We start from the raw sequence: 6,012 nt of genomic DNA on the forward strand, positions 1-6,012 counted from the left end.
CTCAGCCTCGCTGTGACGGATCGACGTGAGCCGGCTGACCATGCGAGCCGGCCGCACGCAGGTACCGCTCGAGTTCGTCGGCGGCGCGCCGGTATCCGCCGGCCTCGTGTTGGGCGACCTGCAGGGAGGCCGTGGCAGCCCGGTACCGTGGGTCGTCGAGCAGGCGCCCGGCGAGGACACGCACGAAGCCCTCGGCGACGTCCCGGGTACGGATCGACAGGCCGGCGCCGAGCTCCACGACGCGACGGGCCACCATCGGCTGGTCGGCGCCCTGTGGGACCACCAGCATCGGAACCCCGGCGTACATGGCCTCGTTGACGCTGTTCATCCCGCCATGGGTGACGAATAGCACCGTGCGGCCCAGCACCTCCGGTTGCGGGACGAATCGGCGGGCGAGCACATTGGCCGGCAACCGCCCCAACGCGGCGGGATCGGTCTGCCCGGTGGAGACGATCACCGTGCCACCCAGCGGGGCGAGCGCAGTGGCGAAACTGCGCAGCAGCTGCGGGTCGGCGTTGAACACCGTGCCCAGCGACGCGTACAGCACGGGGTCCCGCAGCCGATCGGCCGGGAACGACGGGTCGACCGGGCGCGCGCCGATGCTAGGGCCGACGAACCGGTAGGACCGGTCGAAATCCTCGACGGCGGGCTGGAACGCCCGCCGTGTATATACCAGATTGAGCGGTTGGCGGATGTTCCCGAGGTCGAGCCAGGGCAGTCCGCCGGTGTCGAAGCGTCGGCGCAGCCCCCAGCGCGACCGCAGGTAGCCCTGGAGGTTGCGCGGTCGGGCCATCGCCGCGGCGAGCAGGTCCCACGAGCCGCGGGTTGGGCTGGGGACGTGCCGGTTGAATGCGAACGTGGTGAACGACGACGCCGCCGGCACCTCGAGTTCGCGGGCGGCGACCGCGCCCCACAGACAGGCGTTGACGTGAACGATCAGGTCGGGCCGTATGCAGCGCAGGTCTGCCAGCACCGCGGGCACCAGGCGGACAGTCGTGCTCGCCACACCCTCGATCAGCGTGACCGGCGTCGGCGGATCCGGGAGCGGCTGATCGCCCCGGGGTACAGGCACGCCGTCGCGCCGGCAGCCTCAATCTCCTCACGGAACGCGAGCGAGGTGTGGTAGGTGACCGTGTGGCCGCGCCGGACAAGCTCGGCCACCACCGGCAGCGTCGGGTTGACGCGCCCGTGCATGGCGATGTTGAGGAACGCGACGGTACTCACAGGGCGACCCCCGGTACGGAGGAAGTCGATGCCTCGCCCCGGCTGGCGTACGCCGCCAGAGGATCGTCGACCCGATACAGGCCCGGCCCGCTGATGCGCAGCCCGTCGAGGAAGCGTCCCGCCGTGCGGGAAGCGGTGCTGATCAGCCGCTGGGCATGGCCGAAGTCCCACGGGGCGGGCCAGGCCTCGATGCCGGTCGGCAGCACGACGGTCGGGATGTGCCGGGATACCTCGTGCAGATCACGCTCGATCTGATGGTGCATCAGCAGCAGCCCGGCCCTGGCGGCGATCGCGCCAGCCCGTCGGCGCGGGACGGCCGGGCTGGGCGGCGAGCTCTCCGGTCCGATCGACAGCACCACGACGCTGGCCGCCCCCGCCTGCAGGGCCGCCAGTACGCGGACGTAGGAGATCACCTACCGTCGACGAGCGTCCTGCCCTCGCGATCCACCGGGGGCAGAATCCCGGGAACGGCCGCACTGGCCAGCAGTGCGGACTCGAGGTCTCCGCGGTCGAGCAACACGGGAGCGCCGGTGCCCAGGCCCATGGCCACCGCGGCGAACGGTACGGCCAGCTCCTCGATCCGGGACGGCAGCCCGGACCGGGCGATCAGTCGGCGCAGGCCGCGATCGGTGACGATGCTGGCCCGTGAGGGAAGGTAACCGGGCGGATACACCTCACGGCGACGCAACTGGGTCCACACGCGGTCCAGCCCCGGCGCGGACCCGTCTGGGTGGGCGGCCGCGATGGCCCCGACGAGGGCGCCCACCGAGGTCCCGATAATCATGTCGGGGACGAACCTACGCTCCTCCAGCGCGTACCCGACACCGACATGCGCCGCTCCGAGCACGCCACCGGCGCCCACCGCCACCGCAACGGGACGGGGAAGGGCACGCACGCCCGCCGACTCAGGATCCTCGGGCGACCGGTGCGATGACAGGGAACGCGTCCCCTTGTCGTCCGTCATGCTGGCGTCCGTCATGGTTCGACGGCTCTCGTGGCCACGACCACTCGTCGAGTCGCCCCCACCGAAGCCCAAGCGAGCCCATGAGGCCGGTATCCGGCCACAAACAATCATCATGATCCACCTTTCTCACCACGGCACGGAATCGGATCGGTTTCTCAGCCAGCCCCGGGCGGCAACCCGATCTGTGATGCCCACCGCTGAACTCGTCCGGTGAAGCCGTTGCTGAGACGTCCGACAACGCGCCGCATCCACCGGCCGCGAGGTGCAGGGCGCCGCGCGAGATCCATGGTTCTGGTCCCTGGACCGTGAAGCTTTGAGGCGCCGCAGGTCGCTGCCGTCCCCTCTGGGGAGCAGGCTCGGCGTGCAGCATCCACCATGTCGACGAACGTGACCGTCTCGCCTAGCGGTGCCCGGCCCGTACGGGCGTAACCCACCGTGACGTCCTCGAACCCGATTGGCGACCCGGGCGAGCCAGAGCACGTTGTTCTTCGCAGTCCCGGGGGGCATGTCGGTGATCAGTTGCATCAACCTGATCCGGTGGTTGATGAGCAGAACGACCGCGTTCTCCGGGGTCACGACGTCATAGGAGCGGCGTTCGGCGATACGGCACGGAGCACTCCTCCTCTTCGGAATGCCACATCAGCAACTGACCAACCGTCATGACCGAGCTGTTCGCAAGCGTGTGACAGCCCATGATCGCGGCCCGTATGTGTCACAAGGGGGGTGATGTGTCGGTCAACGGGTAGAGCGGGACCCGGGTTCTTCCACGACATGAAGGGAACAGACGACATGACTGACGTGAAGGTTGTCATGAGCTGCACCGTGAGCCTTGCTCGCGGATGGATGCATCGCCCTATCGGCCGACGCAGCACACCGGTGCGGGCAAACAGCGCCGCATCCACCGCCCTGCCCGCTCCGTACGTGCCGGGCCCGAATTGCGACGACGCCGGAGTCACACTGTGAGCGAACGGGTCCGGGTGCCCGATCTGTCGACCCACAACGACTTCGACGGGCCGTCCTTCTCTTCCATCTACACCACGACTGTGACCGTCACCGGCGGCATGGCCGGGCACGGACGGGCCTCAGGGAGAGCACGGTCTGCCGACGGGGTCCTGGACCTCGACCTGCGCACGCCCGCCGAGCTCGGTGGGGACGGCCGGGGAACCAACCCTGAGCAGTTGTTTGCCGCCGGATTCGCAGCTTGCTACCACGGAGCCCTGAGCCTGGTCGCGCGAGAAGCAGCACTCGATCCTGCCACCATCTCCGTGGAGGCGACCGTGGCATTCGGACGGGATCCGGGGGACGGAGGTTACCTCCTGCAGATCGACATGGTGGTCCATTGGCCTGGCTCCGACCCGGAGATCGCCGCTCCCCTTCTGGAGAAGGCCGAGTCACTGTGCCCCTACGCGAAGATGGCATGGCAGGGAACGCCGACAACCATCACATTGGCTCTCTAGCCAAGGCGTCTCGCCCCACTCGTTGACGCAGCGCACCGGTACGCCGGTGTGGCGCAAGATGTCACACCGGTACGACTTCCTCGGTCTTACTGGTCACGAGCAAGGCACTGCATCCGGCAGAGCCGGCACGTCCATCAGGTGACCACCGGCCACGGGCAGTGCATTCCCCTACCGCAGAGAGGCAGACAGATGTCCGCACGCACCGTGTCAGTTCGCGAGGGCCGGCGTCTCGCCCGATCCATCGTCATCGGGCCTCACACCCTGACAGCAGACAGGCCCGAGCGCATCAGCACGGATACGGGACGCACACCCGGTGAACTGCTCCTGACCGCGCTCGGGTCGTGCAGACAGAGGCTGCTGGCAGTGGCCGACCGCTGTCCGGTGCATCGTCTTCTCACCGGAGACGTTTCGGTGGCCACCCTACCAACGGTTCTGTCACCGTTCCGTCGGCCGCAGGGCGACATGCTGCCGAGCTGATATTCTTCGGCGAACTCCGCGGAGGCAGCCATGCGATGAGACGGTGGTCTCCATCGGTGACCGGCAGCTCGCCCGCGTAGCGGTCGACGCGCTCGGCAGGGTCGATGCGAATTTCGCTCGTCCTCGTACATGCAGTCCACCGGGCACTCCGTCACACAGGCCCCGTCCTTGATGTCGACGTAGGGCTGCGCAATGACGTACGTCATCTTCTCTTCCTTCGTCGCTTCGTCGTCAGTGGAGACGGGCACGGATGAGCCGGCCACGTCAGCCCGTCCGGCTGGCTGTAACACCGAGAATCCCTCTCATGTTGTGACAGTGGCATTACCCGTATGTCTGGTCCGGGCGTCCGGTCCGCCGCCCTCACTTTCGCAAGCGTCCCATTGGCTGAACGGCAGTTTGTCACAGGGTGCGCAGTCACGCGGTCTGATGGGTGACGCTCATAACATGGCGGGCAGCATGCGACATCTGAGATGAGGAACATCGTGTCCCCTGTGAATACTTTTGTGATCGTCGGAGGCGGGCTGGCCGCGGGCAAGGCGGCCGAGAAGCTACGGGAGCACGGCCACGGGGGCCCGCTCCTCATCATCAGCGACGAGCAGGAGCGGCCCTACATCCGGCCGCCGCTGTCCAAGGGCTACCTGCTGGGCAAGGAGGAGCGTGACTCGATCTTCGTGCACCCCGAAGAGTGGTACGCGGAGCACGGAGTCGATCTGATCCTGGGTACAAGCGCGAAGGCTCTCGATGCACGCTCCAAGGAGGTGGAGCTGGACGACGGGCGTCGCGTGCCGTACGCCAAGCTGCTCCTGGCGACCGGTTCGTTTCCGCGCCGCCTGACCGTTCCCGGCGCGGATCTCGACAACGTTCTGTATCTGCGGCGGGTGGGTGACAGTGAACGGCTCAAGGACGCCTTCACCCGTGGAGCGAGGATCGTCGTGATCGGCGACGGATGGATCGGCCTCGAGACCGCCGCGGCCGCCCGGATCGCCGGGGCGGAAGTGACCGTGCTCGGGCACTCGGAGTTGCCGCTGCTCAAGGTGCTTGGGCGGGAGTCGGCCGAGGTGTTCGCCGGCCTCCACGAGGATCACGGCGTGAACCTGCGCCCGCGTGTGGAGGTCGAGCGCATCACCGGGACCGGCGGGCGCGTCGACGGGGTGCAGCTGGCCGATGGCAGCCACCTGCCAGCGGACGCCGTGGTCGTGGGCATCGGCATCACGCCCAACGTCCGACTCGCGCAGGAGGCGGGCCTGGAGGTACGGAACGGGGTCGTCACCGACGAGCACCTCCGGACGTCAGGGGCCGACATCTACGCCGCAGGCGATGTCGCCAACGCCTTCCATCCGCTGCTCGGCAAACACGTCCGGGTCGAGCACTGGGCCAACGCACTGCACCAGCCAGGCACGGCCGCGCTGAGCATGCTCGGCGAGGACGCCGTCTACGACAGGCTGCCGTACTTCTACACGGACCAGTACGACCTCGGCATGGAGTACACGGGGTACACCGAGCCGGGCGGCTATGACCGCGTCATCTTTCGTGGGGATGTCGCAAAGCGGCAGTTCATCGCCTTCTGGATGTCGGGGAACCGCGTACTCGCGGGTATGAACGTCAATGTGTGGGACGTCATCGATTCGATCCGTTCGCTGGTCCTTTCCAGGGCCGACATCGATGACGCCGTCCTCTCCGACCCCAGCGTCCCCCTGGACAGCCTCACCCCCTGACGCTGCGCGTCCGGGGGTGAGGGACGACGGGAACGCAGGCCGTCCCCGACCGCCCTGTCACAGATGTCTCGATCGTCTGGTCGTAACCAGTGACCCACCAACGCGATCGGAGCAATCGTGTCTATCAGCGAACAACGTCTTTCCGCTTCGGTGCTGGTGATCGGCACCGGTGGAG

6 protein-coding genes and 1 pseudogene are annotated in these 6,012 nt (G+C 67.8%); 2 read left to right on the plus strand and 5 right to left on the minus strand.

The features are described from left to right. Position 1: 1 nt before the first annotated feature. From SSP24_RS37470 to SSP24_RS44565, 4 genes are read right to left on the minus strand one after another with little or no spacing between them, the layout of a single operon-like run. Positions 2 to 982, minus strand: coding sequence for a macrolide family glycosyltransferase (locus tag SSP24_RS37470; RefSeq protein ID WP_229866344.1), 981 nt, complete (start codon positions 980 to 982; stop codon positions 2 to 4). 32 nt (positions 983 to 1,014) lie between these two features. Then, positions 1,015 to 1,224, minus strand: coding sequence for a hypothetical protein (locus tag SSP24_RS44555; RefSeq protein WP_229866343.1), 210 nt, complete (start codon positions 1,222 to 1,224; stop codon positions 1,015 to 1,017). Further along, positions 1,221 to 1,637 carry a hypothetical protein gene (locus tag SSP24_RS44560; protein WP_229866342.1) on the minus strand — a complete coding sequence of 139 codons (417 nt, stop codon included), beginning with the start codon at positions 1,635 to 1,637 and terminating at the stop codon, positions 1,221 to 1,223. Before SSP24_RS44560 ends, SSP24_RS44555 begins: the two co-directional genes overlap by 4 nt. Beyond that, positions 1,634 to 2,203 carry a patatin-like phospholipase family protein gene (locus SSP24_RS44565; protein ID WP_229866341.1) on the minus strand — a complete coding sequence of 190 codons (570 nt, stop codon included), beginning with the start codon at positions 2,201 to 2,203 and terminating at the stop codon, positions 1,634 to 1,636. The genes SSP24_RS44560 and SSP24_RS44565 overlap by 4 nt, the downstream gene beginning before the upstream one ends. Positions 2,204 to 3,147: 944 nt before the next feature. On the opposite strand from SSP24_RS44565, the gene SSP24_RS44570 reads away from it, so the two are divergent. Beyond that, the gene (locus SSP24_RS44570; protein ID WP_141314889.1) at positions 3,148 to 3,645 is read left to right on the plus strand and encodes an Ohr family peroxiredoxin; all 498 of its coding nucleotides are present in this window, start codon (positions 3,148 to 3,150) and stop codon (positions 3,643 to 3,645) included. Between the two features lie 587 nt (positions 3,646 to 4,232). Here SSP24_RS44570 and SSP24_RS45605 read toward each other — a convergent pair. Then, positions 4,233 to 4,328 (minus strand): annotated as a pseudogene (locus SSP24_RS45605) (ferredoxin); the annotation flags it as partial. A gap of 264 nt (positions 4,329 to 4,592) precedes the next feature. Here SSP24_RS45605 and SSP24_RS37500 point away from each other — a divergent pair. Further along, positions 4,593 to 5,837, plus strand: a complete 1,245-nt coding sequence (locus tag SSP24_RS37500; protein ID WP_141314893.1) for an NAD(P)/FAD-dependent oxidoreductase — start codon at positions 4,593 to 4,595, stop codon at positions 5,835 to 5,837. Positions 5,838 to 6,012 lie beyond the last annotated feature (175 nt).

Origin of the sequence: Streptomyces spinoverrucosus, from assembly GCF_006539505.1 — a bacterium.
GTDB classification, from domain to species: Bacteria; Actinomycetota; Actinomycetes; order Streptomycetales; family Streptomycetaceae; genus Streptomyces; species Streptomyces spinoverrucosus.

What these genes read in the sequence shown, in the direction of transcription:
- SSP24_RS37500 (WP_141314893.1), top strand. Translation starts at nt 4,593, where the DNA reads ATGAGGAACATCGTGTCCCCTGTGAATACTTTTGTGATCGTCGGAGGC.
- SSP24_RS44565 (WP_229866341.1), bottom strand. Translation starts at nt 2,203, where the DNA reads ATGACGGACGCCAGCATGACGGACGACAAGGGGACGCGTTCCCTGTCA.